Below are 552 nucleotides of genomic sequence, written 5' to 3' on the forward strand. Positions count from 1 at the left end.
CCTGTCCGTCACGCCGTCCGAAGAACTCCAGCCGTCCGTCCGCCAACCACCGGACCGTGTCGCCCGTGCGGTACAGCCGGGTGCCGTCTCCGAAGGGATTGGGGACGAAGCGTTCGGCTGTCAGCTCAGGCCGATTCACGTACCCCACGGCCAGACCCTCGCCTCCCACGTACAGCTCGCCCGGCACTCCCACGGGTACCGGATGCATCGCCCCGTCCAGCACGTACGCCGTGGTGTTCCGAATGGGCCGTCCGATGGACACCGACGTGCCCACGTCTTCGGGCGTCTCCATCCGGTAGGTGCTGGAGAACGTCGTGTTCTCCGTCGGCCCGTACCCGTTGATGAGGGTGCCTCCGGAGGCAAGCCGCTCCTTCACGCGGCCGACGGGCAGTACGTCGCCACCGGCCAGCACCTGCTTCACCTTCGCCAGGGCTTGCGGTTGCCTCGCCTGCATCTGCTCGAAGAGTGCCGCCGTGAGCCACAGCGACGTGATGCCCGACGCCTCCAGCGTGCGGCCCAGCTCCTCCAGCGACGGCGTGCCCGCCGGGTACA

At 68.8% G+C, this 552-nt stretch carries 1 protein-coding gene; it reads right to left on the reverse strand.

Features of this window, described 5'->3' with window-relative positions; all coding sequences use genetic code 11:
• A partial coding sequence (locus tag D7X12_RS41800) for an AMP-binding protein (RefSeq protein ID WP_147444026.1) occupies window positions 1-552 on the reverse strand: 552 nt, incomplete at both ends.

Source organism: Corallococcus sicarius, assembly GCF_003611735.1.
GTDB lineage: Bacteria > Myxococcota > Myxococcia > Myxococcales > Myxococcaceae > Corallococcus > Corallococcus sicarius.